This is a genomic window from Pedococcus sp. P2_E4, from assembly GCF_056403935.1.
The window spans coordinates 1-26,163 of sequence record NZ_JBFUEO010000041.1; the positions used below are offsets into that span (position 1 = coordinate 1).

The window sequence follows — 26,163 nt, forward strand, 5'->3', positions numbered from 1 at the left end:
TCGGCGGCCTTGTTGCCGTTGATCTCGACGTCCTCGATCCGCACGCCGGTGGCGCTGTCGGAGACCTTGATGACGTTGTAGGAGCTGGACGAGATCTTGCTGCGCTTGACCACGACGTTGGAGGCGTTGATGGTCAGGGTGCCGGTGATGTTGTAGCCGTCGATGACCGCTCCGGCGGTGGACACGGTCATGCCACCGGAGGGCTTGAGGGTGACCCCGGCGGGGACGCCGGTGTTGGCGTCAGCCGGGAACGCTGTCGTGCTGGGCGACGGGGTCGCGGTGGCTGTGGTCGACGAGGTCGCGGTGGTGGTGGTCGACGGCGGCGGTGGCGGCGTGGTGCTCGTCGTGCTCGACGGCGTGCTCGTCGCGTGCGGCTTGGGGTACCAGGTGCGCTTGGGCTGCGACGTGCGCGGGGCGCCGATGGCGACCACGGGCTGCACGGACGTGAGCGTCACCTCGTGGGCGGCTCCGGCGTGTTGGGCGCCGACCGTCCCTGCTCCGACACCGACGGCGCCGACAGCGCCAACGGCCAGGGCGGTGGCACCGGTGAGCAGGGGGAGAAGAGGGACCTTGATCTGTCGAGTCATCTGCAGGGGGCCTTCGGGTTCTCATCGGGTGCGCCCCTGGGTGCACGGTGGTGCCGGCTCCAGAGGGGGAGCTGGCGTCGTGGCGCACGGCCAGCAACCGGATCGGTGCGTTGCTCGCCACGAGATAGAACCGTCGGAAACCGCAGTCGTGACGGCCCGCCCGGAGCGACACCGGGAGAGCCCGTGAGGAGTGTGACTAGCGGTCGGGCCTCATGGCGCGGGGACCGGTGACCAGGCCGTCCCAGTCCCAGCGCGGCATACCGAGGCCGTCGGGGACCTGCGAACCCTCGGGGGCGTAGGCGTTGACGTCCGCGACCGCCCACTCCATGTAGGCGCGCAGCGCCGCCCGGAACTCCGGGTCGGACGGCAGGTCGACGTCGTCGGCCGCGGCCACGAAGCACTCGACGAACCGTGGGCCGAGGTCATGCATGCCCGGCCCGTTGCCGGCGTGCATCCGCAGCATGCGGCTCTGGTCGCTGCACTCGGCTGTGAACCGTGGCGGGCCGCCCAGCGCCTCGGCCCAGTAGGCCGCGAGCCGCTCGACGTGCTGCGGGTGCTGGCCGGGGTGCGAGAACGGGTGGTTCAGCTCGGGATCGGCGAGGCATCGCGCGTGGTGCGCCCGGGCGAGAGCGAGGAACGCCTTGTCGCCGCCTGCGAACTCATAGAGTGTCGGCCGCACCCGGGCAGAGTCGCACGGGGGACCTCAGGAGTGTCAAGCACGCGCGAGGGTCATAGGGTGATCCTCGACCCGACGAAAGGACTCTCCGTGCAGCCGCAGGTGATCGCCGGACGCTACGAGGTGCTTCGCGCCATCGGTTCCGGAGGCATGGGCACCGTCTGGCTGGCCATGGACAACGTCCTCGGCCGCGAGGTAGCCGTGAAGCGCATCGGTGCGCTGCCGGGCGATCCTGCCGCGGCCGCACGGGCCATGCGCGAGGCGCGGATCGCAGCCTCCCTCAACGACGCCAACACGGTCGGCGTCTTCGACGTGGTCGACGAGGACGACGCCCACTGGCTCGTCATGGAGTTCGTCAACGGCCAGAGCCTCGCCGAGCAGATCCGCGACGAGGGCGCACTGCCGCCCACCCGGGTCGCTGCCATCGGCGCCGCCGTCGCGGGTGCGCTTGCGCGGGCCCACGAGCGCGGCATCGTGCACCGCGACATCAAGCCCGGCAACATCCTCATCGACCAGGCCGGCACGCCCAAGATCAGCGACTTCGGCATCGCCCGCGCGACTGCCGACGACCAGCTCACCCAGACCGGCTTCATGACCGGCACCCCGAGCTACCTCTCTCCCGAGCTCGCCCGCGGTGGCGACCCCACGTCGGCGTCCGACGTGTGGGCGCTGGGTGCGACGCTCTACAGCGCGGTCGAGGGCCAGCCTGCCTTCGCCTCGGAGGCCAACCCGCTCGCCACGCTGCAGAACATCGCGGCCGGGAACGCCCGCCCGATGGAGCTCGCCGGCCCACTCTCCGGCGCCATCGCCGCGATGATGGACCGCGACCCGCAGCGGCGCTGGGACATGGACACCGCTGCCCGCCGGCTCGGCGACATCTCCCGCGGCGACACGACCCTCGCGATGCCGGCTGGTGCCATCCCCGCGGGGGCCGTCGCGACCGAGCTGATCCCGGAGCCGGTCGAGACCACCCAGCGGGTCGAGACGCCCCAGCGCGTCGAGACGCCCCTCCTGCCGCCGCTGCTGCCGGGGGACCACGAGCCCGACGAGCCCCGCGGTCCGTACCGGGACGACGACGAGCGGCGCAGGAGCCCGTGGATACCCATCTTCATCGCCCTGGTCGTGGCCGCCCTCGCTGCGGCCGCGTGGGCGCTGTGGACCGCCAACAACGAGAAGCCGACGACCCCCACCCCGGGACAGACCGTCACGCAGACCTCCACCCAGACCAAGACCGTCACCCCGTCCACGACCCCGTCGAGCAGCAGCAGCAGCTCGTCGAGCACCAGCTCGTCGTCGACGACCACGACTGACTCGTCGGCCCGCGACAACGCCCAACTCGCGCGTTTCGTCAAGAGCTACTACGGCGACGTGACGGACGAGGGGAAGCGTGACGACACCTTCGCGCAGCTCACCCCGGCAATGCAGGCACGCTCCGGTGGGCGCGATGGCTATGAGGGCTTCTGGAGCCTCATCAAGTCGGTCGACGTCGGCGAGACCCGCGCCGATGCCGGGGCCGGCACCGTCGTCGTCGAGCTGACCTTCAAGCCCAAGGACGGACAGGACAGCAGGGAGGTCCACACGCTCAGCGTCGTGCGCGACGGCGACTCGTGGCTCATCGACCGCGACGCCAGGTCGTGACCCGGTCCGGTGCCTGAAGCCGTCGCCCGCGTCCGACCCGCCATCATCCTGGTGGTGGCGGCCCAGCACGTGCCGACGATCGAGAGCGAGTTCGCCCGCTACGCCCGGGACTACGACGTCCTGACGACCGACACTGCCGATGGCGCCCGGGACCTGGTCGAGCAGGCCATCGCCGCCGCGCAGCCAGTGGCACTGCTCGGCGTGGGCTGGACGGTCCCCGGCACCGAGCGCGGCACGGACCTCCTCGACGAGCTGCACGCGCTGGTGCCCACGGCCCGGCGGATCTGCCTCACGTCACGCGACGACTACAGCGTGTCGCTGCCCAAGCTGCGCGAGGCGCTGGGCCAGGGGCGCCTCGACACCTACCTGCTGGTCCCGCAGGGCCCCCGCGACGAGGAGTTCCACACCGCCGTCACGGAGTACCTCTCCGACTGGGGGTGGACCGCCTCGTCGCCCGAGGTCGAGGGCGTCCAGATCATCGGCTCGAAGAAGGACCCCGAGGTCGCGCGCATCCGCGACTTCCTCGACCGCATGGGCATCCCGCACGGGCTCTACAGCCCCGACAGCGACGTGGCCCGCGAGGTGCTCGCCACGCTCCCGGCCGTGCAGGGCGGAGCGTCACCGGCGCTCCCGGTCGTCACCGCCGGGGTCGTCGGCAGCAAGGAGCCCCTCGAGGGAGCGACCGCCAGGCAGGTGGCCAGGCTCGTCTACGGCTCGCCGCCGAGTGTCGACGACGAGGTCGTCGACCTCGTCGTCGTGGGGTCCGGGCCGGCAGGCCTCGCGGCCGCCGTGTACGGCGCGTCCGAGGGGCTGGAGACCGTCGTCATCGAGTCCGACGCCGTCGGCGGGCAGGCAGGCACCAGCTCGATGATCCGCAACTACCTCGGCTTCCCCCGCGGCATCTCCGGGATGCGGCTGGCCCAGCGGGCCCGGTTCCAGGCCACGCGCTTCGGTGCACGGATCTACACCGGTATCGCCGCCGAGGCGATCGTCCCCGGGGAGCCCGGACAGCCGCACCTGGTCCGCACGGAGGGTGGCGAGCTGCTCGCTCGCGCCGTCGTGATCGCGACCGGCGTGACCTACCGGCGCCTCGGCATACCGGCCCTGGAGGAGCTCGTCGGGATCGGTGTCTACTACGGCGCGGCCACCAGCGCCTCCCGCGGCATGGAGGGTCGCGACGCCTTCGTCGTCGGCGGCGGCAACTCGGCGGGCCAGGCCGCCGTCTACCTCGCGCGGTACGCCAGCAGCGTCACCCTGCTGGTGCGGCGCCCCGACCTCGCGGCAACCATGTCGGACTACCTGATTCGCGAGATCGCCTCCACGTCGCGGATCTCGGTGCGCACGTCATCGCGGGTCGTGGACGGCGGCGGGGCAGGGTTCCTCGAGTGGCTGGACGTGGAGGGGCCCGACGGCACCCAGCGGTTCGATGCGAACGGGTTGTTCCTCCTGCTCGGGGCCGACCCCTGTGGCGACTGGCTGCCCGACGCCGTGGTGCGGGACGAGCGCGGGTTCGTCTACACGGGGCGCGAGGTGCCGATGGAGCTGTGGGTCGGCGGGCGTCCACCGGCCGCGCTCGAGACGACGGTGCCGGGCATCTTCGCCGCAGGTGACCTGCGGGCTGGGTCGATGAAGCGCGTCGCCTCGGCCAGCGGCGAGGGCGCGGCAACGGTGTCGCTGGTCCACGCCTACCTCACCCCCGAACCCTGAGCCGAGCCGGTGAGTCGGCGCCTCCGAAAACCATTGGCGCGCAACGCCTCGACGAGCCTACCGTCGAAGCCATGCAGATCCGTCCGCTCAACCCGCACGACGAGGCCGAGCTCGCCCGCTTCCACGAGATCGGTGACGTCGCCGAGCGCTTCGAGCGGGAGTTCGCCGCGAACTGGACGCTGGACGAGCTGCGCGTCGAGCTGACCGAGGACGACCCGTCGGAGCGCAAGGATGCGGTCGTCGCCGTCGACGGCGACGAGATCATCGGCGCCGGCATGGCCTTCTCGGCTCTCACGGACAACCTGCACCTGTCCTGGCTGGCGCCGTGGGTCGAGCCGCAGTACCGCCGTCGCGGCATCGGCTCCGCGGTGCTCGCCGAACTGGTGGCGATGTGCCGCGCCGACCACCGCACGGATCTCGTCATGGAGACCTCCTACCCGTTCGCGCGTCGCGAGGACCACCCCTATCGCCGGTTCGCCGAGAAGAACGGGTTCTCGTTGGCCAACACCGAGATCCGTCGCGTGCGCACCCTGCCCGTCGACGACGTCGACCTCATGGCCTTGGCCGCCGAGGCCGCGGAACACCACCGGGGCTACCGCATCGAGACGTTCGAGGACCACATCCCCGACGAGCTCCTGCCGTCGCTGTGCGAGGTCTACAACCGGCTGGCCGTCGACGCCCCCGGCGGTGACCTCACCTTCGAGCCCGAGGCCCTCACGCCTGAGCTCGTACGCGTCCACGACGACCTGCGTCGCAAGCTCGGCCGTCGCAAGGTGTCGACGCTCGCCATCAGCGAGGCCGGCCAGGTCGTCGGCTACAACGACATCGTGATCCCGCCCGGCGACCTGCCGAACGTGTGGCAGTGGGGCACCCTCGTGCACGCCGACCACCGTGGCCGCCGGCTCGGCATGGCCGTCAAGGCCCGGGGCCTGCTCGAGCTGCAGAAGCGGGTCGGCCCGGAGCGCACGCGGATCCTGACCTGCAACGCCGAGCAGAACGGCTACATGGTCTCCATCAACGAGCGACTCGGGTTCCGGGCCGTCGAGGTCACGCCGGCGTTCCTGCTGCGCACGTCCTGACCACGGGGGTCGGACGGCGTCCGGGGGACGGCGACGGACGGGGTGTGCCGGGGGGTGAGGGGCCCGGCATACGGTGTGGGCATGCTCGTTGCCTTCTCCGTCGCCCCGTCCGTTGCCGCCGACGATGCCGGCTCGGTGAGCCAGGCCGTCGCGGCCGCCGTCACCGTCGTCCGCGAGTCCGGCCTGCCGCACCGCACCGACTCGATGTTCACCACCGTCGAGGGGGAGTGGGACGAGTGCATGGCGGTGGTCAAGGGTGCCGTCGACGCCGTGGCCGCCTTCGGCCCGCGGGTGAGCCTGGTGCTGAAGGCGGACATCCGCGAGGGGTATGCCGGGGAGCTCACCGCGAAGCTCGAGCGCCTCGAGGCAGCCATCGAGCAGGGCGCCACCCAGTCCGGCTGACGCCGGACCCCAGTCTCGATGCTGGACGTCAGGGGTCGCGCGCGAGCCGGGCGGCTAGCCTGCCCCTCGTGCCGAAACCGATTCGCCTGCCGTTCGACCCGATCACCCGGGCGGCCCAGCTGTGGACCAGGCGCTGGGGGCGGACGTCCCAGCCCCTGGCGATGGCCAGCGCCACCTCGATCATGCGCGTGCAGCAGCTGCTCATCACCGACTACGACGCGATCGTCGGCCGGCACGGGCTGACCTTCGCGCGCTACGAGGCGCTGGTGCTGCTGGCGTTCTCGCGTGACGGGCGCCTCGGCATGAGCAAGATCGGCCAGCGCCTGATGGTCCACCCGACCAGCGCCACCCACATCATCCAGCGCCTCGACGCCCAGGGCTTCGTCGAACGCGTCCCCAACCCCGACGACGGCCGGGGCACCCTGGCCGTGATCACCGCGGCCGGGCGCGACGCCATGGAGGCGGCCACAGCCGACCTCGTCGAGGCGCGCTTCTCACTCGGCATGCTGAGCGCCGCCGAGCACGAGCAGCTGTTCGAGCTGCTGCGCAAGGTCCGCGTCGGCGCGGCCGACTTCGACGCCTGAGTGGTGCTCGCGGACGGTGCTCACGGGGCGTGCTTGGACATTTAGTAGGACGTCCTAGTAAATTGGCCGGCATGGCCGACAACCCCGCACCCACCACCCCCGCGACGAGTGACGGAGCCGCCCGCTGGCAGGCCCGCTACGACGCCGCCCAGGCCAAGGGGCAGGTGCGGGACGCCGACTTCACCACGCTCTCGCAGATGCCCGTCGAGCCCGTCTACGGGCCGGCCGACGGCTCCGAGGTGCCCGAGCGGATCGGCTGGCCGGGCGAGTTCCCGTTCACGCGGGGCCTCTACGCCACCGGCTACCGCGGCCGCACCTGGACGATCAGGCAGTTCGCCGGGTTCGGCAACGCGGTGCAGACCAACGAGCGCTACAAGATGATCCTCGAGCGTGGGGGCGGCGGCCTGTCGGTCGCCTTCGACATGCCCACCCTCATGGGGCGCGACTCCGACGACCCGATGAGCCTCGGTGAGGTCGGCCACTGCGGCGTCGCGATCGACTCGGCCAAGGACATGGAGGTGCTGTTCGACGAGCTGCCGCTCGAGGAGATCACCACGTCGATGACGATCAGCGGCCCGGCGGTCCCGGTCTTCTGCATGTACCTCGTCGCGGCCGAGCGCCAAGGTGTCGACCTGGGTGTCCTCAACGGCACGCTGCAGACCGACATCTTCAAGGAGTACATCGCCCAGAAGGAGTGGCTGTTCGCCCCCGAGCCGCACCTGCGCCTGATCGGCGACCTCATGGAGTACTGCGCCGCCGAGATCCCCGCCTACAAGCCCTTGTCGGTCTCCGGCTACCACATCCGCGAGGCCGGCTCCACGGCCGCGCAGGAGCTCGCCTTCACGCTGGCCGACGGCTTCGGCTACGTCGAACTCGGCCTGTCCCGGGGTCTCGACATCGAGAAGTTCGCCCCCGGCCTGTCGTTCTTCTTCGACAGCCACCTCGACTTCTTCGAGGAGATCGCCAAGTTCCGGGCGGCCCGCCGGATCTGGGCCCGCTGGCTGCGCGACACCTACGGCGCCAAGACCGACAAGGCCCAGTGGCTGCGGTTCCACACCCAGACCGCCGGGGTGTCCCTCACGGCCCAGCAGCCCTACAACAACGTCGTCCGCACGGCCGTCGAGGCGCTGGCCGCGGTGCTGGGTGGCACCAACAGCCTGCACACCAACGCCCTCGACGAGACCCTCGCCCTGCCCAGTGAGCAGGCCGCCGAGATCGCCCTGCGCACCCAGCAGGTGATCATGGAGGAGACGGGCGTCGTCAACGTCGCCGACCCGCTCGGTGGCAGCTGGTACGTCGAGGCGCTCACCGACAAGATCGAGGCCGAGGCCGAGGCGATCTTCGCGAAGATCAAGGCGATGGGCGAGCTCGGCAAGCCCCGCAACGCCGAGGGTGGCGTCGACCACGCCGTCGGACCGATGACCTCGGGCATCCTGCGCGGCATCGAGGACGGCTGGTTCATGTCCGAGATCGCCGAGGCGGCCTTCCAGTACCAGGTGTCGCTCGAGAAGGGTGACAAGAAGGTCGTGGGCGTCAACTGCCACACGGCCTCGGTCACCCACGAGCTCGAGATCCTGCGGGTCAGCCACGAGGTCGAGCGCGAGCAAGTCGCCACCCTCAAGACCCGCAAGACCGACCGTGACGAGGACGCCGTGCGTGCTGCCGTGCGGCACATGGTCGAGGTCGCCCGCACCGACGACAACATGGTGCCGGCGATGCTCGACGCGGTCCGGGCCGAGGCCACGTTGGGCGAGATCTGCGACGCGCTGCGTGACGAGTGGGGCGTCTACCGGGAGCCCGCCCGCTTCTGAGCGCCGGCGCGGGCGGCCAGCCGGTATGCCGGGTGGTCGCCACCTGCTGCTAGACCGGTTCTGCCGCCTCGCGCTGCTCGCGGCGCAGCCGCGCGTACGCGACGTCGGCGAGCAGGGCGATGAGGGCGTCGACGAACTCGTCGTCGGGCTCACCCGTGGCCAGGGCGCGGTGCATGACCGACCCGACGACCACGTCGGCGAGCAGGTCGACGTCGACCATGTCGGGCCGGATCTCGCCGCGCCCGATCGCGCGCTCCACCGAGGTCGCGACGAGGGCGTGCAGCCGCGTGGACAGCGACTCACGCACCTGCCGGCCGACCCCCTCGGGGTCCCGGGCCGACTCCGCCAGCAGCGCGGCATACGCACCGCCGGTGGAGGGGTCGCGCAACAGGCGGGCCGCCTCGCCGATCCCGGCGCGCATGTCGGCCTCGAGCGACCCGTGGTCGTCGACCTCGATCTCGTCGAAGGTCGCCGCGACCGCGTGGACCGCCAGCTCGACCTTCGACGGCCACCGGCGGTAGAGCGTGCTCTTGGCCACGCCGGCCTTGGCGGCGACCAGCTCCATCGACATCCGGGAGACCCCCTTGTCGGCGAGCACGGACCGGGCGGCAGCCGTGATCGCTCGCTCCGTCGCCTCCTCGCGGGGACGGCCGGGAGGACGGGTGCGGCCGTGCCGGATCGGTGAGGTCATCAGGGGTGATCATGCCACTGTGGGCCCGCTCACAGGCGGCACGAGGATTTGGCCCTGCGGGGTGGCCGCGGGCATGGTGGAGGGATGCCGGCAGCAGGGAACCCCCTCGCCGGCCCATCCATTCACGTGAGGAATCAGTACTGTGCCGACCATGGCCAAACGCGCCCTCCTGGCTGCGCTGACCGCGATCGGGCTCGTGCTCCTCGTCATCGGGGCATGGTTCACCAGCCACCTCGGCTCGTCAGGTAGCGCGACGTTCACCACCACCCCGGCGGTGGGCAGTGTCGTCGTGCTCGAGCCGGGCATCCTGAGCCGGGTCGAACGCCCCGTCACCATCACCGCCGTGACATCCGGCGGCGGGCCCGTCTTCCTGGGCGTGGCCGGGCCGGCCGACGCGAAGGCCATCGTCGGCGGCGCGGACCGCACGACGGTCACGGGTGCCCACGTGCGTGACTGGACCCTCACGACCACCCGCTCCGGCGCCGGGCCCGCTCCCGAGCTCGCCGGTGCCGACATCTGGCACCAGGTGCGCGACGGCCGTGGGAGGGTGCGAGCGACCCTCGACGAGGACCGCGCCCCCGAGTCCGTCGTGATCGCCAGGGCGGACGGCTCGGCAGCCGACCTCTCCTCGCTCACCGTGACGATCGAGCGGCGCACCTGGTTCTTCCAGGCGCTGCTGGCCGCCCTCGTCGGCCTGCTCGCCACTGCCGCCGGTGCGGCCGGGCTGTGGCACGAGCTGCGTCACCGCGGGCGCAGCGAGGGTCCCGGCGGTCGCCCCGACGACGCCGACCCCCGCCCCGCGGAGCCTGACCACGAGCCCGAAGCGCGCCCCGGCGGCGCGGAGGTGTCGGCATGAGGTACCCCACCCGTTCCCGCCTTCTGGCCGTCGTCATGGCAGCCTCCCTGTCGAGCGTCATCGGCGCGTGCGGTGCTGGTTCGACCCTCGTGGGTGTGCAGGACCCGCCCAGCGAGACGACCACCACGGCGCCGGTCTCCGAACACAACGCCGAGGAGATTGCGACCCGCGTCCTGGCCAAGGCCGCCGCGGCCGAGTCCGCGCCCGCAGCAGAGGCCAAGCAGCTGCGTGCCGAGGCGATGAGCGGTGCTGCGCTCGCGGTGGCGGGGGCCGCTGACGAGCTCGGCTCGACCCGGGCGCCGGCCAGCAAGCCGGTGACACGTGCCGAGGCGCCCAAGGTGCTGTCCATCTCGCGGGGCACCCAGTGGCCGCGGGTCATCCTGGCGCAGTCCACCGCGGTCAACGGTGCCGCGGTGCTCAACGTCCTCGTGTCCCCGGACGCCAAGACGCCCTTCCGCCTCGAGACGCGGGCCACGATGCAACCGGGCTCGTCCGTGGCGGCACTCGACTCCCTGCGGGACGGGTCGCCGCGGGTCACCGACGGCACGAAGGTCGCCATCGCGCCCGACGAGCTGATGACGCAGTATGCCGCGAGCCTCGCCTACCCCAAGCCCCCCAAGGCGCCCGCGGTGGAGGCCGACGACCAGTTCTCGATGTCGGTGCGCGCCAACGCGGCAGCCCAGGCAAAGTCCTTCGGCAAGCTCGCGACCCTGACGCAGCGGCACYGGGTGCTGCCGGACAACACGATCGCGATCGCGCTCAAGGGCGGCGGCGTCCTGGTCTTCGGCCTCATGGAGCGCACCGACACCATCAAGCTCGCCAAGGGTGGCAAGTCGCTCACACCGAGTGCGGAGTTCCAGCGGCTGGTGAAGAAGAAGTCGCTCAGCAAGAGCGCCCAGCTCAAGTCGTACGAGACCGTGGTCTTCACCGTTCCCGCCAGCGGCCCGGCAGTCGTCGTCGGCGCGGACGAGGTGCTGTTCTCGGCCAAGGGCGCCTGAGCGGTCCGAGCACGCGTGGGAGAGAATCGCCACATGACTGATCAGCCGTCCTCGTCGAGCACCCCCGGACTGCGGGGAGCGGTCGACCTCACCGCCCTCGGCGCCGCCACCCCCGCCGGAGGCCCGGGAGGCCCTGGAGGCCCTGGAGCCGCCTCCGGAGCCGGCCGCTCTGTCACCACGCAGGGCGCCGGCGTGTCCGCAGGCTCACGCCCCGGGGCGGCCGGGGGCGTCCCGGGTCGGACAGGGCTCGTCGTCGAGGGCACCGACGCGACGTTCACCGAGATCGTCAACGCCTCGGTCAGCGTCCCCTCGGTGCTGGTGCTCTGGGCGGCGCAGCTGCCCGAGTCCCGCGACTTCCTCGACACGGTCGTCGACGTCGCTCGGGGTTACGACGGGCGGGTGCAGGTCGTCAGCATCGACGTCGAGGCCAACCCGGGCCTGCTGCGCGCGTTCCAGGTGCAGAGCGTCCCGGTGACGATGGGCCTGCTGCAGCAGCAGCCGGTGCCCCTTTTCGCGGGGATCCAGCCCGCCGACCAGGTCAAGGACGTCCTCGACCAGCTGCTCCAGCTCGCCGTCCAGCACGGCGTGACCGGCCGGGTGGACCTCGGCCCCACGGCAGCCGGCGCAGGCGCTGACGAGGTCGAGGCCGAGGAACCGCCGCTGCCGCCCCTGCACCAGGAGGCCTACGACGCGATCGAGCGCGGCGACCTCGAGGCCGCGGCCACGGCATACCGGCAGGCCCTCAAGGCTGACCCCGCGGACTCGGACGCCGAGCTTGGACTGGCCCAGGTCGGTCTCATGCAGCGCACCACGGGTGCCGACCTCCAGGCTGCCCGCGCCGCCGCCGCCGACAACCCCACCGACGTCGCGGCCCAGACCCTCGTCGCCGACCTCGACGTCCTCGGCGGACACGTCGAGGACGCCTTCCTGCGGCTCATCGACCTCGTCCGGGCGACGACCGGCGAGGACCGTGAGGCCGCGCGCACCCACCTGCTGCAGCTCTTCGCGGTGGTCGGCACCGGGGACGACCGGGTCCGCAAGGCGCGAACCGCCCTGATGAGCGCCCTGTTCTAGGTGTTTGTCGAGGTCTCCACTTTCGCACTCCCCGGTGACTCGACAGGATGGGGTGCATGGCTAACTCGCGAGAGCACCTGATCGGACTCCTGCTGGGAGCGGAGGGCGACTGGCCACGAGCCTTCGAGACCCTCGCCGGACGCCTCGGGGTCCTCACCGGGCCCGATGGCACCGCCCACAAGGTCAAGACCGAACGCGTCACCATCGAGCCGTTCAACCTGCGCGACAAACCACGTCACGACCTGGTGATCGACCGACTGGCCTACTGGTACTACCACCCGCGCGAGTGGCTCAAGAAGGTCGCGCTCATGGACGACGTCTATCTGCTGAACAGCCCGTTCACGTTCCAGTCCATGGAGAAGCACTCCGCCTACTGTGCGCTGCTTCGGCTCGGCATGAACGTCCCCGAGACCGTCCTCGTGCCGTACAAGAACCCCCTCGACAACGTCCGCTGGGCCTACACCTCGGAGAGGTACAACAAGCCCTTCGACCTCGAGGCGATCGCCGACGAGATCGGCTACCCGTTGTTCATGAAGCCGTTCGACGGTGGTGGCTGGCGCGGCGTCTCCCAGGTGAAGAACGTCGAGGACCTGCGTTCGGCCTATGACGACTCGGGCGAGATGTTGATGCACCTGCAGGCGTCGGTGGCGGACTTCGAGGTGTTCGCGCGCTCGCTCACGATCGGGCCCGAGACGATGGTCATGAAGTTCCAGCCCGACCAGCCCATGCACAACCGGTATGCCGTGGAGCACGGCTTCCTGTCCGAGGGCGTGGGCACCGAGGCGATCACCATCAGCCAGACGGTCAACGCGTTCTTCCGCTGGGAGTTCAACTCCTGCGAGATGCTCGTCAAGGACGGCGTCGTCTACCCGATCGACTACGCGAACGCCTGCCCGGATGTCGCGGTGACCTCGCTGCACTACTACTTCCCGTGGGCGATGAAGGCCCTGCTCAAGTGGTCGACGTTCTGTGTGGCCACGGACCGCAAGGCGCGCACGCAGGTGGACACGGGGCCGTGGTTCGAGATCGCCGACGACCCCGAGCTCGACTACGCGGCCAAGCTCGGCGCCTACCAGGGCCTGGCCGACCAGCACTTCGACACCGACCGCTACCGCGAGTTCTGCGACGCGGCGCTGCCGCACCTCGACGAGATGGTGCTCGAGTGGGTCGACTCGGCCGACTTCAAGGACCTGCTCACGCAGACCATCCAGGCCACCTATCCCCAGCACGAGTGGGACAAGTTCGAGGGCCACTTCGGCGGGCTCACCGGCATGTGGGTCAAGGACGAGCAGTCCCGCCTGGGTGCGGGCAGCTCGACGGTCGACGAGACCGTCGTGAGCGGGCCGGCGCCGGCGGTCACAGACTGACCGTGGCCGACGCGACCTGAGGCCGCCGGCCACGAGGGCGGGCGGCCTCAGGATCGGTGCCGGTCAGCAGGCCCTGCACTCCTGCGGGACCTGGTGCCGACGCGCCTCGGGCTGGAGCAGGCGCGGCCTGCGCAGGCCGCGGAGCCGGTCGAGGGTGGCGAGGTTGGGGCCGTGGTCGTCGGTCGATCGCGGGAAAGAGCGCGGGCTGGACTCTCGGGAGCTCTTTGGCGGGGTCATGCTGGGAGCAACGCCGGGCCCGCCAGATCTGTTCCGCCCCAGCCCGATTCACAGCATGGCAGCGCGCGCTGCTGTCAGGAGCGCAGCGCTGCGTCGACCACGTCCTTGGCCTCCGCCTGGACCTGCGCGAGGTGCTCGGGGCCACGGAACGACTCCGCGTAGATCTTGTAGACGTCCTCCGTGCCGGACGGTCGGGCGGCGAACCAGGCGCTCTCCGTGGTCACCTTGAGCCCCCCGATCGCGGCGTCGTTGCCGGGCGCCCGGGTCAGCTTGGCCGTGATCGGCTCGCCGGCCAGTGAGTCCGCCTCGACGTCGTCGGGGGAGAGGGCGCCCAGCTTGGCCTTCTGCTCGCGGTTCGCGGCCGCGTCGATGCGGGCGTATGCCGGGTCGCCGTGCTTCGCGGTCAGGTCGCCGTAGTGCTGGCTCGGCGTCTTGCCCGTGGCGGCCAGGATCTCCGAGGCCAGCAGTGCGAGGATGATGCCGTCCTTGTCGGTGGTCCACGCCCGACCGTCCCGACGCAGGAACGAGGCCCCGGCGGACTCCTCGCCACCGAAGCCGAAGCTGCCGTCGATGAGTCCCGGGACGAACCACTTGAACCCGACCGGCACCTCGACGAGGCGCCCCCCGAGGTCGGCAGCGACCCTGTCGATCATCGATGACGACACGAGCGTCTTGCCGATCGCCGCGCCCTGCGGCCAGTCGGGTCGGGCCCCTCCGAAGAGGTACTGGATCGCCACCGCCAGGAAGTGGTTGGGGTTCATCAGCCCGGCGTCGGGCGTGACGATCCCGTGGCGGTCGGAGTCCGCGTCGTTGCCGGTGGCGATGTCGTACTCGTCCTTGCGGCGGATGAGCGAGGCCATCGCCGACGGGGACGAGCAGTCCATCCGGATCTTGCCGTCCCAGTCGAGCGTCATGAACCGCCAGGTGGGGTCGACGAGTGGGTTGACGACGGTGAGGTCGAGGCCGTGGCGGTCGGCGATCTCGCCCCAGTAGGCGACAGCAGCGCCGCCCAGCGGGTCTGCGCCGATCCGCACGCCGGCGTCCTTGATGCGTTGCAGGTCGAGGACGTTCGGCAGGTCGTCGACGTAGGTGCCCAGGAAGTCGTAGGGCTGCGCCTGCGCTCGCGCCCGGCTGAACGGCATACGACGGACGTCACCGAGCCCACCGGCGATCAGCTCGTTGGCGCGGGCGGCGATCACCGACGTGGCGTCGCTGTCGGCGGGGCCGCCGTGCGGCGGGTTGTACTTGAAGCCTCCGTCGGCCGGGGGGTTGTGCGACGGGGTGACCACGATGCCGTCGGCCAGTCCGGCACCCGACGTGCGCCCTGCGTTGGCCCGGATGATCGCGTGCGAGACGGCGGGCGTGGGCGTGTAGCCGTCCCGGTCGTCGACGAGCACCGTCACGTCGTTGGCCGCCAGCACCTCGAGCGCGGACGCCCAGGCGGGTTCGGACAGCCCGTGCGTGTCGCGGCCGACGAACAGCGGGCCGTCGTAGCCCTGGCCCTTGCGGTAGTCGCAGATCGCCTGGGTCGTCGCGAGGATGTGCGCCTCGTTGAATGCGGTCCTGAGGCTGGAGCCGCGATGCCCGGAGGTGCCGAAGGCGACCTTCTGGTCGAGGTCGTCCGGGTCCGGTTGCAGCGTGTAGTACGCGGTGACCAGGTGGGCGACGTCGACCAGGTCGGAGGGCTCGGCAAGCTGTCCAGCGCGGGGGTCGTTCATCGCGCGTCCTCGGTCTCCACCGGGATGAGGTAGACGGCGGCGAGCTTGCTGACGTGCAGCTCGACGGACCAGGGCTGGCCATCGGCCGGGTGCTCGTGGGCCTCGAGCTCGACACCGGCCTGGCTCGGGCTGCTGAACTCGTCGAACCCGCTGGTGTCGAGCGACACCGTCCAGCGACCGGGCCGGGGGACGCCGAGGCGCAGGTGCCGGTCCATGCCGCCGAAGTTCACGACCACCGCGACCACCGGTCCCTGACGGTCCTCGGTGCCGAAGCGCAGGTAGGAGTAGGTGTTTCCGGTGTTGTCGTTGGCGTTCAGCCACTCGAACCCGGCCGGGTGGGCGTCGAGCGCCCAGAGCGCAGGGTTCTCGCGGTAGACCCGGTTGAGCTCCTTGACCAGGTTGTGCACCCGGTAGTGGGCTGCGTGGTCGAGCAGCCACCAGTCGAGCTGGCGGCCGTCGGCCCACTCGGCCTCCTGGGCGAACTCGCTGCCCATGAACAGCAGCTGCTTGCCGGGGTGGCTCCACAGGTAGGCGAGGAAGGCCCGCACCGTCGCCAGCTGGTCGTAGCGGCCACCCGGCGCCTTGCGCAGCAGCGAGCCCTTGCCGTGCACAACCTCGTCGTGGGAGATCGGCAGCAGGTAGTTCTCGCTGTAGGCGTACATCAGCGAGAAGGTCAGCAGGTTGTGGTGGTACTGCCGGTGGACCGGGTCCTCCTTGAGGTAGCGCAAGGAGTCGTTCATCCAGCCCATGTTCCACTTCAGCCCGAAGCCGAGCCCGCCGCCGGCGGTCGCCTTGGTGACGCCGGGCCAGGACGTGGACTCCTCGGCGATCATGACGATCCCGGGCACCCGCTTGTATGCCGTCGCGTTGGCTTCCTGGAGCAGGTCCACCGCTTCGAGGTTCTCGCGGCCGCCGTGGATGTTCGGGACCCACTCGCCGTCCTTGCGGGCGTAGTCGAGGTAGAGCATCGACGCGACGCCGTCGACGCGCAGCCCGTCGATGTGGAACTCCTCGAGCCAGTAGACCGCGTTGGCGACGAGGAAGTTGCGCACCTGGGAGCGGCCGAAGTCGAAGATGTAGGAGCCCCACTCGGGGTGCCAGCCCTTGCGCGGGTCGGCGTGCTCGTAGAGCGGCAGCCCGTCGAACCGCGCCAGCGCCCACGGGTCCGTCGCGAAGTGACCGGGCACCCAGTCGAGGATCACGCCGATGCCGGCCTGGTGGAGGCGGTCGACGAGGAAGCGGAACTCGTCGGGGCGCCCGAACCGCGCGCTCGGCGCGTAGTAGCTCGTGACGTGGTAACCCCAGGACGGCGGGTAGGGGTGCTCCATCACGGGCATGAACTCGACGTGCGTGAACCCGAGGTCGCGCACGTAGTTGACGAGGTGCTCGGCGAGGTCCCGGTAGCCGTGGCCCCGCCGCCAGGAGCCGAGGTGCACCTCGTAGATGCTCATCGGGGCCTCGTGGGCAGGTGTCTGGGCCCGCTCCGACATCCACGTGTCGTCGCTCCACTCGTAGCGCGACTGGACCACTGACGAGGCGCGGCCCGGCGGCAGCTCGGTCGCCTGGGCCATCGGGTCGGCCTTCTCACGAACCTTGCCGTCCGCCCCCCTCACCAGGAACTTGTAGAACGTGCCGTCGCCCACGCCCGGGACGAAGAGCTCCCAGACGCCGGACTCGCCCAACAGGCGCATGGCGTGGCTGCGGGTGTCCCACGTGTTGAAGTCGCCAACCACATGGACCGCCTGGGCGCGCGGCGCCCACACGGCGAACGACGTGCCGACGACGGTGCCCATCGGGCCGGGGTACTCGCGGACGTGCGCGCCCAGCACGGTCCAGAGCTGCTCGTGGCGGCCCTCGCCGATGAGATGCAGGTCGATCGGACCGAGCGTCGGGGCGAACCGGTACGGGTCGTCCTGCTCGTGCTCGATGCCGTCGCTGTAGGCGACGACGAGGCGGTAGTCCTGGGTCTCGGTGGCGCCGGCGCGAAGCCCACCCCAGACACCGTCAGACTCGTGGGTCAGCTCGAGGCGCTCGCCGTCGGCGAACCGGACGGCCACCGACGAGGCGAAGGGGCGGTAGGCGCGGATCATCAGTCCGGCCGGCTCCAGGTGGTGACCCAGCAGGTCATGGGGCTGCTGGTGACGACCGTCCGCCAGCGCCCGGATGGCCTCGGCAGGAGTCGTCGGCTGGGGGACGGGCTCGGGCTCACGCGCCACTGGCGGCTCGTGGACCTCGGCCGATGCCCGCTTGCGACGAGCCTCGGGCTGGGCTCCTGCGGCAGCCGCGCTCGCCTCGTCGGGGAGCCCGAACCAGGTCTTCGTGGGGGTGCCGACCGCAGGGCTCTGGTCGGCGGACCGGCTCGCCTCGTCCTCGACGGCTTCGTCCTCGACGGTCAGGTCCGTGGCCTCGACGTCCTCGACGGCTTCGTTCTCGACGGTCAGGTCCGTGTCCTGGTCGTCCTGGACGGGCAGGACCGTGGCCTCGACGTCCTCGACGTCCTCGACGGCTTCGTCATGGACGGTCAGGTCCGGGGTCTCGTCGTCCTCGACGGTCAGGTCCTCGACCTCGACGTCATCGACGTCGGCCGGCGCACCCGGGGTCGCCAGGTCGTCGGCGTCGGCACCGTCCGAGGCCTCGACCGAGACCTCGACCGAGGCCGTGGCGTCGACGTCCTGGGTGTCCGTCGCGTCCTCGGGCTTGTTCTTCTTGCCGAACAGGGGGCTCATGGCAGGTCTCTCTTCGCGTCGTCGAGCAGTCGCACCACCGCGTCGGTGGGGATGGTCAGCCAGGTGGGCCGGTTACGGGCCTCGTAGACGACCTCGTACAACGCCTTGTCCAGCTGGAAGGCGGTGAGCAGCGCCACGTCCTGGCGGGGGTCGCGCCCGGACCCCTCGGCATACCCGTCGAGGAAGGCGCGTTGGGCGGCGGCGACCCACGCGCGGGCGCTGCGGCCGGGGTGCGACAGCTCCCACGAGCCACCGGCGTAGTCGAACGACCGGAGCATCCCGGCGAGGTCGCGTGTGGCGAGGTCGGGCTGGCTGCGCTCGGCGAGCGGGCGCAGCGGTTCCCCCTCGAAGTCGAGCAGGACCCAGCCGCGACCGGGGACGAGCAGCACCTGCCCGAGGTGGTAGTCGCCGTGGACTCGTTGCAGCGCGGGCCAAGGCGCGTTCACGGCGTGGTCGAAGACCGCGGCGATCCGGTGCTCGTAGGCAGCCAGCGCCGGGACCTCGGACGCCGCCGCGACGTAGCGGCCACGCATGCTGGCGACGGTGGCGGTGATGGACTCGGGGCTCACGGCCTCGGTGGGCAGCACCTGGCCGAGCAGGGCGTGGACCTCGGCGGTGGCCACCCCGAGCTCGCGCGCCTCGTCCGCGAACGGATGGGCGTCGCTGATGGCCCGCAGGGCCACCCGCCACGCGTCCTCGGTGCCGGGGAAGAACTCCTGGGCGAACGCGAGGTGACCTGTGGCTGGCTCGTCACCGGAAGCAGCAGGCCACGAGGCGCTGACCGTCCCGACCATGGTCGGTACGCGGGTCGACCCTGCCTCGGAGAGTGCGCCCTGGAGGGTGACGTCGGGGTTCTCACCCGACTGGAGCATGCGAAACACCTTGCAGATCAACGGCTTCGGGGCGCCGTCGGCATCGAGGCAGTCGAACACGATGGAGGTGTTGGACTGCTCGCCCGAGAGGACCTTGGTGCCGCGCAGGGTGGTCTCGGTGGTCCACGAACGGTGCCGCTCGCCGATGACGTCGGGCTCGGGGGTGTCGGAGACCCCACCGGCCTGGGGAGTCGTCTGCTGGAGCACCAGCGCGAGGAGCTGGGCGGCGTAGACCGGGTCGTGTGGACCGTCGTAGACCCAGCGGCGGCCGAGGACGCTGTGCTCCATGGTGCCCACGAGCGCGTTCTGGCCACCCTCGAGCGGGGCGCCGCGGTAGGTGAGGGGCACCTGGTAGACGACCGGCTCGGGACCACTCTCGTCCGCGACGATGATCGTCTCGATCCCGACCTCGCCGCCGGGGTCGTCGAGGCGCCACGACCACAGCTTGCGCAGCACCGGGGCGCTGCCCTTGGCGGCATACCAGCGTTGCTGGCCCATCCACCCGGCCAGGAGCTCGATCTTGGTCGGGACGAGCGTGGCGTCGTGGATCTCAGCCATGTGCAGCACCCGGCACCAGCCGCAGCCAGAAGAAGTCCCGGGACCCGAGGGTGAGGGTGATGGTGCCGTCGTCGGCGATCTTGGGGAAGCCCTGGCCGCCGAAGAGGTCCTCGAGCTGCGACCCGGCGAAGTCCTCAGGCACCCGGACGGTGGCTGCCTGCGGTCGCGACGCCAGGTTGTTGACGCAGAGGACCGCCTCGGCCGAGGACGCGTCGCCCTCGTGCGGCCACTCGACCCGCAGGTACGACAGGATCGCGTCGTTGTCGGAGGGGCAGACCTCGAAGTCGCCGCGGCCGAAGACCGGGTGTCGCTTGCGGATCTCGAGCATCGCCTTGAGCCAGTGCAGCAGCGACGAGCTGTGCGCCATCTGGGCTTCGACGTTGACGTTGTTGTAGTGGTAGACGAGCGAGGAGATCACCGGCAGGTAGAGCTTGCCGGGGTCGGCTCCGGAGAAGCCGGCGTTGCGGTCGGGCGTCCACTGCATCGGGGTGCGGACCGCGTCGCGGTCGTTGAGCCAGATGTTGTCGCCCATGCCGATCTCGTCGCCGTAGTACAGGCACGGCGACCCCGGGAGCGAGAGCAGCAGGGCGTGGATCAGCTCGATCTCGGCCCTGCTGTTGTCGAGCAGCGGGGCCAGCCGTCGACGGATGCCGACGTTGGCGCGCATGCGCGGGTCGGGCGCGTACCAGCCGTACATCGCGACCCGCTGCTCCGGCGTCACCATCTCGAGCGTCAGCTCGTCGTGGTTGCGCAGGAAGGTGCCCCACTGGGCGCCGGCCGGGATGGCCGGGGTGTCGGCGAGGACGTCGATGATCGGAGCGGCCTTCTCCTCGCGCAGCGAGTAGTAGAGCATCGGCATCACCGGGAAGTGGAAGCACATCTGGCACTCGGGCTCCTCGACGGTGCCGAAGTAGTCCACGACGTCGGCCGGCGGCTGGTTGGCCTCGGCCAGCAGGATGCGTCCGGGGAACTCCTCGTCGACCATCTTGCGCAGCTTGGCGAGGAACTGGTGCGTCTTCGGGTGGTTCTCGCAGTTGTGGCCCTCCTCCTCGTAGAGGTAGGGGACCGCGTCGAGCCGGAAGCCGTCGATGCCCATGTCCATCCAGAACCGGACGACGTCGAACATCGCCTCGTGCACGGCCGGGTTCTCGAAGTTGAGGTCGGGCTGGTGCGAGAAGAACCGGTGCCAGAAGAACTGCCGCCGGATGGGGTCGAAGGTCCAGTTCGACACCTCGGTGTCGATGAAGATGATGCGGGCGTCCGAGTAGGGCTCGTCCGTGTCGGACCACACGTAGAAGTCGCCGAAGGGGCCGTCGGGGTCGGACCGGGACGCCTGGAACCACGGGTGCTGGTCGCTGGTGTGGTTCATCACGAAGTCGGTGATGATCCGGATGCCGCGCGCGTGCGCCTGCGACACCAGCTCCTTGAAGTCGGGCAGGGTGCCGAACTCGGGCAGCACCTGGGTGTAGTCGGCGATGTCGTAGCCACCGTCGCGCAGCGGCGAGGCGTAGAACGGCGGCAGCCACAGGCAGTCGACACCGAGCCAGGCGAGGTAGTCGAGCCGGTTGATCAGACCCGTGAAGTCGCCGGCACCGGACCCGTTGGAGTCGCCGAAGCCGCGGACCAGCACCTCGTAGAACACGGCGGTCTTGAACCACTCCGTGTCGTGCTTGAGCCCTGGCTGGCTGAGGTTGAGACCCTGCATCAGAACCTCCGGATCTCGACGATGTGGACGGGCTCGGTCTCTGGGCCGAGGCGGACGTAGACGTGCTCACCCCAGTGCCACGACGCATCGGTGATGAGGTCGTGGGCGGCCATGCCGTCGTGGTAGTCCAGCCCGAGCGCCGGCATGTTGAGGTGGACGGTCGACTCGCGGGTGCTGTGCGGGTCGAGGTTGGCGATGACGACGATGGTGTCCTCGCTGCCGTCCGGCAGCACCCGACGCTTGGAGAACGCCATGATGTTCTCGTCGTCGACGTGGTGGAACGTGATGTTGCGAAGCCAGTGCAGCGACGGGTGGTCGCGACGGATCTCGTTGAGCCGGGTGAGGTAGCCCGCCAGGGACTGGCCCTCCTTGACGCCACCGGGCTCGTAGTCCTCCCAGTGGCGGTTCTTGTACTGGTACTTCTCGTTGTCGATCTGCTCCTCGGCACCGGGGCGGGCCACGTGCTCGACGAGCTCGTAACCGGCGTAGATGCCGTAGGTCGGGACGAGGGTCGCGGCGAGGGCGGCCCGGAGCTTCCAGGCAGCAGGGCCGCCGAACTGCATGTAGGGCGTGAGGATGTCGTGCGTCGTCGGCCAGAACGAGGGTCGCATGTAGGACGCGGCGTCGCCGGCCAGCTCCTCGACGTACTCGGTGAGCTCCCACTTGGCGTTGCGCCAGGCGTAGTACGTGTAGGACTGCTGGAACCCGGTCTTGGCGAGCGTGTGCATCATCGCCGGCTTGGTGAACGCCTCGGCCAGCCAGATGACGTCCGGGTGGTCGCGCGCCACGTCGTCGATGAGCCACTGCCAGAACTCGACCGGCTTGGTGTGCGGGTTGTCGACGCGGAAGATCTTGACCCCGTGGTCGATCCACACCTGGATCATCCGGCGCATCTCCGCGTAGGAGCCGACCGGGTCGTTGTCGAAGTTGAGCGGGAAGATGTCCTGGTACTTCTTGGGCGGGTTCTCCGCGTAGGCGATGCTGCCGTCGGCGCGGGTGGTGAACCACTCCGGGTTGGACTCGACGTACGGGTGGTCGGGGGAGCACTGCAGGGCGATGTCCATGGCGACCTCGAGCCCGAGCGACTCGGCCTCGGCCACGAAGGCGTCGAAGTCGTCGAAGTCACCGAGGTCCGGGTGGATCGCGTCGTGCCCGCCGTCGGGGGAGCCGATGGCGTACGGGCTGCCCGGGTCGTCGGGACCGGCGTCGAGGGTGTTGTTGGGCCCCTTGCGCGCCGTGGTGCCGATCGGGTGGATCGGCGTCAGGTAGACCACGTCGAAGCCCATCCGGGCGATCGCGGGCAGGCGCTTCGCCGCGGTGCGGAGCGTCCCAGAGGTCCACTTCCCGGTCTCGGGGTCCTGAACCGCACCCTCGGAGCGGGGGAAGATCTCGTACCACGCGCCATACAGGGCCCGCTCGCGCTCCACGAGGAGCGGGTATGCCGTGGACGGGCTCACGTAGTCACGCAGCGGTCGCGCGGCGAGCTCGGCCTGGACGGTCGGGTCCGTGCCGGCGTGCAGCCGGGCCAGCGGGGGCCGCCGGGTGTCGCGCAGCGCCGTGACGGCGTCCTTGAGGACGGACTTCTGGGCGGTGTTGCGCGGCACCTCGGTGATCGCGCGCTCGAGGGTGCGGGCGCCCTCCTCGAGCATGAGCTCGGTGTCGACGTCGGCGGACACCTTGATGGTGGCGTCGTGCTCCCACGTGCCGTAAGGGTCGGACCAGCCCTCGACGCGGTAGGTCCACAGGCCGGCGCGATCGGGCGTGACGTCGGCAGCCCAGGTGTTGAGACCCGGGTTCGTGCTGCGCGTCGGGACCGCGTGGTCGGTGCCGTCGGGATCGGTGAGCACGACGGAGGCGTTGACGGCGTCGTGGCCCTCGCGGAACACCGTCGCCCCGATCGTGAACTGTTCGCCGACGACGGCCTTGGCAGGTCTGCTGCCGCCGTCGACCAGGGGTGTCACGCCCTGCACGGGAATGCGGCCGATCGGGGTCTGGGGGGCGCTGGTCAGCGGGGGCTGGACGTCACGCGGCTTCGTGCCGGTGGCGGCGGACCCTGCAGCGTCCGGGGTGTCGGGTGTGGTTGCCGGGGGGGTTGCAGTCACGCGCCCGACGCTACTCGGTCGAGGGGGTTCCGCACCTCCCCAACCGCCCTGAGCAGGGCATCTATGAAATTCCATGAAAGTTCTGCAAGAACCCGTCAAGCGAAACCGCAAAGAGGCTCTAGGATGCCCCTCGTGAAGGCCATCCGACGCTTCAGCGTCCGTACAGTTCTCCCTGAGTCCATCGCCGCGCTCGGCGACCTCGCCAGCAACCTTCGCTGGTCCTGGCACCCCCCGACGCGCGACCTCTTCGAAAGGATCGACCCGCAGCGGTGGGTCAAGGTCCGCAAGGATCCGGTCCGGCTGCTGTCCGCCCTGTCGCCCCAGGAGCTCAGCGACCTCGCCTCCGACGTCGAGTTCGTCTCGGCCGTCGCCGCGGCCAAGGCCGACCTCGACGAGTACCTCGCCGAGCCCCGCTGGTTCCAGGCGTGGGCCGCCGAGGTCGAGGGCGGCGCGCCCTCGGCGATCGGCTACTTCAGCCCCGAGTTCGGAATCACCGAGGTGCTGCCGCAGTACTCCGGCGGCCTCGGCATCCTCGCCGGCGACCACCTCAAGACGGCCTCCGACCTCGGCGTGCCGATCGTCGGCGTCGGCCTGTTCTACAAGACCGGGTACTTCAAGCAGAGCCTCAACCGCGACGGCTGGCAGCAGGAGACCTACCCCGTCCTCGACCCGGACGAGCTGCCCCTGAGCCTGCTGCGCGAGGAGGACGGCACTCCCTGCGTCATCACGCTGGCCCTGCCCGGCGGCCGCGAGCTGCACGCCCACGTCTGGAAGGCGCAGGTGGGCCGCGTCCCGCTGCTGCTGCTCGACTCCGACGTGCAGGCCAACGACGACGCCGCCCGCAACATCACCAACCGGCTCTATGGCGGTGGCGGTGAGCAGCGGCTCCAGCAGGAGATGCTGCTCGGCATCGGCGGCGTGCGTGCGCTGCGGCTCTGGTCGCGGCTCACCGGCGCACCGACGCCGGACGTCTACCACACCAACGAGGGCCACGCCGGGTTCCTCGGCGTCGAGCGGATCCACGAGCTGACCGCCAGCGCCGGGCTGACCTTCGAGGAGGCCCTGGAGGCGGTTCGCGCCGCCACGGTGTTCACCACCCACACGCCCGTCCCCGCCGGCATCGACCGCTTCGACGCCGAGCTCATCACCCGGCACTTCGGCGGCGAGAACGCCGTCGAGGGTGTGCCGGTCGACAAGCTGCTCTCGCTGGGCGCCGAGGACTACCCGGGCGGCCAGCCGGGCATGTTCAACATGGCCGTCATGGGCCTGCGCCTCGGTGGTCGCGCCAACGGTGTGTCGCAGCTGCACGGGGTCGTGAGCCGCGAGATGTTCGACGGCCTGTGGCCCGGCTTCGACGACGACGAGGTGCCGATCAGCAGTGTCACCAACGGTGTCCACGCCGGCACCTGGGTCGACCGGCGCGTCTACGAGCTGGCCGCCAAGCACCTGGGCACCACCGACATCGAGCGCGACCACGCGTGGGACCGCATCCCCGACGTGCCGCGTGACGCGATCTGGTCGACCAAGCGCGAGATGCGTCAGCAGCTCGTCGAGGAGGCCCGTCGCCGCACGAAGTCGTCGTGGAAGAAGCGTGGCGCCAGCCCCGCCGAGCTCGGCTGGGTCGACGACATCCTCGACCCCGACGTGCTGACCATCGGCTTCGCCCGGCGCGTGCCGACCTACAAGCGGCTCACGCTGATGCTGCGCGACCCCGCGCGGCTCAAGGCGCTGCTGCTCGACGAGGAGCGCCCGATCCAGCTCGTCATCGCGGGCAAGTCGCACCCGGCCGACGAGACCGGCAAGCAGCTCATCCAGCAGATGGTCCGGTTCGCCGACGACCCCGAGGTCCGTCACCGCATCGTGTTCCTGCCGAACTACGACATCGCGATGGCGCAGTACCTCTACCCGGGTTGCGACGTCTGGCTCAACAACCCGCTGCGCCCGTTCGAGGCCTGTGGCACCTCCGGCATGAAGGCCGCCCTCAACGGCGGGCTCAACCTCTCGATCCTCGATGGCTGGTGGGACGAGTGGTTCGACGGTGAGAACGGCTGGGCCATCCCGACCGCCGACGGGGTCGAGGACGCCAACCGCCGCGACGACCTCGAGGCGGCCGCGCTCTACGACCTCATCGAGAACTCCGTCGCCCCGCGGTTCTACGACACCGACGAGGCAGGTCTGCCCCAGAACTGGCTCTCGATGATCACCCACACCCTGCAGACGCTGGGCCCGAAGGTCCTCGCCAGCCGGATGGTGCGGGACTACACCGTCCAGCTGTACGGGCCCGCGGCTCGTGCCGGCTGGGCGCTCAACGGCGAGACGTTCGAGGGCGCTCGCGACCTCGCGGCCTACAAGGCGTCCGTCAAGGCCGCCTGGCCGAACGTGCACGTCGACCACGTCGAGTCCTCAGGTGTGTCGGACAGCCCGCAGGTGGGGGAGAACCTCCACGTGCGTGCGTTCGTCACGCTCGGCGACCTCGAGCCGGAGGACGTCGAGGTCCAGGTCGTGCACGGCACCGCCCGCGACACCGACGACCTCGGCGACGTCGAGAGCCAGTCGCTGCAGTTCGTCGAGTCCTACGAGGGCGGGCGCCACCAGTTCGCCGGTGACTTCGTCCTCGCCCGCACCGGGTCGTTCGGCTACACGGTGCGGATCCTGCCGAAGCACCCCGGCCTCGCCAGCATCGGCGAGCTCGGGCTGGTGGCCAACGCCTGACCGAGGCCACCCCACCACCACCACCCGGGTATGCCGCGTGCGGACTTCCGCACGCGGCATACC

19 protein-coding genes are annotated in these 26,163 nt (G+C 70.6%); 11 read left to right on the forward strand and 8 right to left on the reverse strand.

The window, feature by feature from the left end; translation table 11 throughout:
• Together AC1DV7_RS15360 and AC1DV7_RS15365 are read right to left on the reverse strand one after the other, a co-directional pair.
• On the reverse strand, positions 1 to 587 hold a 587-nt coding region (locus AC1DV7_RS15360), incomplete at its 3' end, for a hypothetical protein (RefSeq protein ID WP_477598020.1).
• A gap of 196 nt (positions 588 to 783) precedes the next feature.
• The gene (locus AC1DV7_RS15365) at positions 784 to 1,266 is read right to left on the reverse strand and encodes a group II truncated hemoglobin (RefSeq protein ID WP_477598022.1); all 483 of its coding nucleotides are present in this window, start codon (positions 1,264 to 1,266) and stop codon (positions 784 to 786) included.
• A gap of 57 nt (positions 1,267 to 1,323) precedes the next feature.
• Here AC1DV7_RS15365 and AC1DV7_RS15370 point away from each other — a divergent pair, with 57 nt between their 5' ends.
• The 6 genes from AC1DV7_RS15370 to AC1DV7_RS15395 all read left to right on the forward strand — a co-directional run bounded on the left by AC1DV7_RS15370 (position 1,324) and on the right by AC1DV7_RS15395 (position 8,484).
• Positions 1,324 to 2,901 carry a serine/threonine-protein kinase gene (locus AC1DV7_RS15370; protein WP_477598024.1) on the forward strand — a complete coding sequence of 526 codons (1,578 nt, stop codon included), beginning with the start codon at positions 1,324 to 1,326 and terminating at the stop codon, positions 2,899 to 2,901.
• Positions 2,902 to 2,910: 9 nt separating this feature from the next.
• Entirely contained in the window at positions 2,911 to 4,608 is a 1,698-nt protein-coding gene (locus tag AC1DV7_RS15375; RefSeq protein WP_477598026.1) for an NAD(P)/FAD-dependent oxidoreductase, read from the forward strand.
• A 71-nt stretch (positions 4,609 to 4,679) separates the two neighbouring features.
• Entirely contained in the window at positions 4,680 to 5,687 is a 1,008-nt protein-coding gene (locus AC1DV7_RS15380; protein ID WP_477598027.1) for an N-acetyltransferase family protein, read from the forward strand.
• Between the two features lie 81 nt (positions 5,688 to 5,768).
• Entirely contained in the window at positions 5,769 to 6,089 is a 321-nt protein-coding gene (locus tag AC1DV7_RS15385; RefSeq protein ID WP_477598028.1) for a thiamine-binding protein, read from the forward strand.
• 68 nt (positions 6,090 to 6,157) lie between these two features.
• On the forward strand, positions 6,158 to 6,673 hold the full coding sequence (locus AC1DV7_RS15390; protein ID WP_477598029.1) for a MarR family winged helix-turn-helix transcriptional regulator: 516 nt from the start codon (positions 6,158 to 6,160) through the stop codon (positions 6,671 to 6,673).
• 71 nt (positions 6,674 to 6,744) lie between these two features.
• Positions 6,745 to 8,484 carry an acyl-CoA mutase large subunit family protein gene (locus AC1DV7_RS15395; RefSeq protein WP_477598031.1) on the forward strand — a complete coding sequence of 580 codons (1,740 nt, stop codon included), beginning with the start codon at positions 6,745 to 6,747 and terminating at the stop codon, positions 8,482 to 8,484.
• Between the two features lie 49 nt (positions 8,485 to 8,533).
• On the opposite strand, the gene AC1DV7_RS15400 is transcribed toward AC1DV7_RS15395, so the two are convergent.
• The gene (locus tag AC1DV7_RS15400; protein ID WP_477598033.1) at positions 8,534 to 9,175 is read right to left on the reverse strand and encodes a TetR/AcrR family transcriptional regulator; all 642 of its coding nucleotides are present in this window, start codon (positions 9,173 to 9,175) and stop codon (positions 8,534 to 8,536) included.
• 151 nt (positions 9,176 to 9,326) lie between these two features.
• Here AC1DV7_RS15400 and AC1DV7_RS15405 point away from each other — a divergent pair, with 151 nt between their 5' ends.
• Genes AC1DV7_RS15405 through AC1DV7_RS15420 form a run of 4 tightly spaced genes read left to right on the forward strand, consistent with a single transcriptional unit; the run spans position 9,327 to position 13,470 of the window.
• Positions 9,327 to 10,031 (forward strand): hypothetical protein, encoded by a 705-nt coding sequence (locus AC1DV7_RS15405; protein WP_477598035.1) that lies wholly within the window; start codon positions 9,327 to 9,329, stop codon positions 10,029 to 10,031.
• Positions 10,028 to 11,029 (forward strand): hypothetical protein, encoded by a 1,002-nt coding sequence (locus tag AC1DV7_RS15410; protein WP_477598036.1) that lies wholly within the window; start codon positions 10,028 to 10,030, stop codon positions 11,027 to 11,029. The genes AC1DV7_RS15405 and AC1DV7_RS15410 overlap by 4 nt, the downstream gene beginning before the upstream one ends.
• Positions 11,030 to 11,062: 33 nt before the next feature.
• A complete protein-coding gene (locus AC1DV7_RS15415) occupies positions 11,063 to 12,103 on the forward strand; it encodes a tetratricopeptide repeat protein (protein WP_477598038.1) in 1,041 nt (346 codons plus the stop codon).
• A gap of 56 nt (positions 12,104 to 12,159) precedes the next feature.
• Positions 12,160 to 13,470 (forward strand): ATP-grasp domain-containing protein, encoded by a 1,311-nt coding sequence (locus AC1DV7_RS15420; RefSeq protein WP_477598040.1) that lies wholly within the window; start codon positions 12,160 to 12,162, stop codon positions 13,468 to 13,470.
• A gap of 311 nt (positions 13,471 to 13,781) precedes the next feature.
• Here AC1DV7_RS15420 and pgm read toward each other — a convergent pair whose 3' ends face one another.
• The 5 genes from pgm to AC1DV7_RS15445 are packed head-to-tail and all read right to left on the reverse strand — an operon-like array spanning position 13,782 to position 23,463.
• Positions 13,782 to 15,425 carry a phosphoglucomutase (alpha-D-glucose-1,6-bisphosphate-dependent) gene (gene pgm / locus AC1DV7_RS15425; RefSeq protein WP_477598041.1) on the reverse strand — a complete coding sequence of 548 codons (1,644 nt, stop codon included), beginning with the start codon at positions 15,423 to 15,425 and terminating at the stop codon, positions 13,782 to 13,784.
• On the reverse strand, positions 15,422 to 18,151 hold the full coding sequence (gene glgB / locus AC1DV7_RS15430; RefSeq protein WP_477598043.1) for a 1,4-alpha-glucan branching protein GlgB: 2,730 nt from the start codon (positions 18,149 to 18,151) through the stop codon (positions 15,422 to 15,424). The genes pgm and glgB overlap by 4 nt, the downstream gene beginning before the upstream one ends.
• Positions 18,148 to 19,581 (reverse strand): maltokinase N-terminal cap-like domain-containing protein, encoded by a 1,434-nt coding sequence (locus tag AC1DV7_RS15435; protein WP_477598044.1) that lies wholly within the window; start codon positions 19,579 to 19,581, stop codon positions 18,148 to 18,150. The genes glgB and AC1DV7_RS15435 overlap by 4 nt, the downstream gene beginning before the upstream one ends.
• Positions 19,574 to 21,286 carry a maltose alpha-D-glucosyltransferase gene (gene treS, locus AC1DV7_RS15440; protein WP_477598046.1) on the reverse strand — a complete coding sequence of 571 codons (1,713 nt, stop codon included), beginning with the start codon at positions 21,284 to 21,286 and terminating at the stop codon, positions 19,574 to 19,576. The genes AC1DV7_RS15435 and treS overlap by 8 nt, the downstream gene beginning before the upstream one ends.
• On the reverse strand, positions 21,286 to 23,463 hold the full coding sequence (locus AC1DV7_RS15445) for an alpha-1,4-glucan--maltose-1-phosphate maltosyltransferase (protein ID WP_477598048.1): 2,178 nt from the start codon (positions 23,461 to 23,463) through the stop codon (positions 21,286 to 21,288). The genes treS and AC1DV7_RS15445 overlap by 1 nt, the downstream gene beginning before the upstream one ends.
• 57 nt (positions 23,464 to 23,520) lie before the next feature.
• Between AC1DV7_RS15445 and glgP the strand changes: the two genes are divergently transcribed.
• Positions 23,521 to 26,100, forward strand: coding sequence for an alpha-glucan family phosphorylase (gene glgP, locus AC1DV7_RS15450; protein ID WP_477598049.1), 2,580 nt, complete (start codon positions 23,521 to 23,523; stop codon positions 26,098 to 26,100).
• The last annotated feature ends 63 nt before the right edge of the window (positions 26,101 to 26,163 follow it).

What these genes read in the sequence shown, in the direction of transcription:
- AC1DV7_RS15380 (WP_477598027.1), top strand. Translation starts at nt 4,680, where the DNA reads ATGCAGATCCGTCCGCTCAACCCGCACGACGAGGCCGAGCTCGCCCGC.
- AC1DV7_RS15385 (WP_477598028.1), top strand. Translation starts at nt 5,769, where the DNA reads ATGCTCGTTGCCTTCTCCGTCGCCCCGTCCGTTGCCGCCGACGATGCC.
- AC1DV7_RS15395 (WP_477598031.1), top strand. Translation starts at nt 6,745, where the DNA reads ATGGCCGACAACCCCGCACCCACCACCCCCGCGACGAGTGACGGAGCC.
- AC1DV7_RS15400 (WP_477598033.1), bottom strand. Translation starts at nt 9,175, where the DNA reads ATGACCTCACCGATCCGGCACGGCCGCACCCGTCCTCCCGGCCGTCCC.
- AC1DV7_RS15405 (WP_477598035.1), top strand. Translation starts at nt 9,327, where the DNA reads ATGGCCAAACGCGCCCTCCTGGCTGCGCTGACCGCGATCGGGCTCGTG.
- AC1DV7_RS15415 (WP_477598038.1), top strand. Translation starts at nt 11,063, where the DNA reads ATGACTGATCAGCCGTCCTCGTCGAGCACCCCCGGACTGCGGGGAGCG.
- AC1DV7_RS15420 (WP_477598040.1), top strand. Translation starts at nt 12,160, where the DNA reads ATGGCTAACTCGCGAGAGCACCTGATCGGACTCCTGCTGGGAGCGGAG.
- pgm (WP_477598041.1), bottom strand. Translation starts at nt 15,425, where the DNA reads ATGAACGACCCCCGCGCTGGACAGCTTGCCGAGCCCTCCGACCTGGTC.
- glgB (WP_477598043.1), bottom strand. Translation starts at nt 18,151, where the DNA reads ATGAGCCCCCTGTTCGGCAAGAAGAACAAGCCCGAGGACGCGACGGAC.
- AC1DV7_RS15435 (WP_477598044.1), bottom strand. Translation starts at nt 19,581, where the DNA reads ATGGCTGAGATCCACGACGCCACGCTCGTCCCGACCAAGATCGAGCTC.
- treS (WP_477598046.1), bottom strand. Translation starts at nt 21,286, where the DNA reads ATGCAGGGTCTCAACCTCAGCCAGCCAGGGCTCAAGCACGACACGGAG.
- AC1DV7_RS15445 (WP_477598048.1), bottom strand. Translation starts at nt 23,463, where the DNA reads ATGGAATTTCATAGATGCCCTGCTCAGGGCGGTTGGGGAGGTGCGGAA.